This window comes from Campylobacter concisus, from assembly GCF_002914195.1.
Taxonomy (GTDB): domain Bacteria; phylum Campylobacterota; class Campylobacteria; order Campylobacterales; family Campylobacteraceae; genus Campylobacter_A; species Campylobacter_A concisus_M.
The window spans coordinates 1-745 of the sequence record NZ_PPAU01000147.1 but is presented as its reverse complement, the minus strand read 5'-3'; the positions used below and the strand labels follow the sequence as shown (position 1 = coordinate 745).

Annotated in this window: 1 pseudogene; it reads left to right on the top strand. The window is 37.9% G+C overall.

Annotated elements, in window-relative coordinates:
* Positions 1–43: 43 nt before the first annotated feature.
* Positions 44–745, top strand: a pseudogene (locus tag CYP28_RS10075) (RAMP superfamily CRISPR-associated protein); the annotation flags it as partial.

Sequence of the window (745 nt, the reverse complement as noted above, 5' to 3'; positions counted from 1 at the left end):
CTAGTGGGTTGGGAGATGAGTATAAGAGACGGTCCCTTATTCGCCTGCAAATGGTATTAGGGGACTATTGAGCCGTTTAGCGACGAAAAAATTAGTTGATAAGGTAAAAGAGAAGGAGAATATCGAAGAGCTAAAAGATACTGACATTAATGCAATGCTAAGTAGTAGCGGAGTAAGCAAGTCAGGGCTTAAATTTAAAGAGATCGAAGAGATTAGAGAAAAAAATCCGATCTTATCGCTATTTGGCACGGGCATATTAATAGCTGGAAAATTAAAAGTAGCAGATGCCATCCCACTAGACAAAGAAAATGCTAAAAACTTAGTTAAAAGGCAAACTTTTGTTAAGGTTGATGACATCTTAATGGGAACGAAATTCGGCCAACTTTATACAAAAAAACAGATCGAGGAGTGGGAGAGAAGTGTTGAAGAAAACTCTGAAGCACGTAAAAAAGACCGCGATGCCAAAAAATTAGCAAAAGAGATGGATAAAACATTTGATGAAGAAGCAAAAACTAAAAAATCATCCATACAACACTTTGCTCAAAAGGAGTATATAGTGTCTGGAGCGACATTTAATGGTGGTTTTTTCCTGGAAAAAGTTTCAAAGCTTGAGCTGGGTATGTTCTTGCATGCGCTTGAAGGCTTTATAGAAAATGGACGACTTGGTTCTAGCCAAAATATAGGCTTTGGTGTTGTTGATATACACATAGAAGATGCAAGCGAAGGCGCAAGCTTAACTATGGAT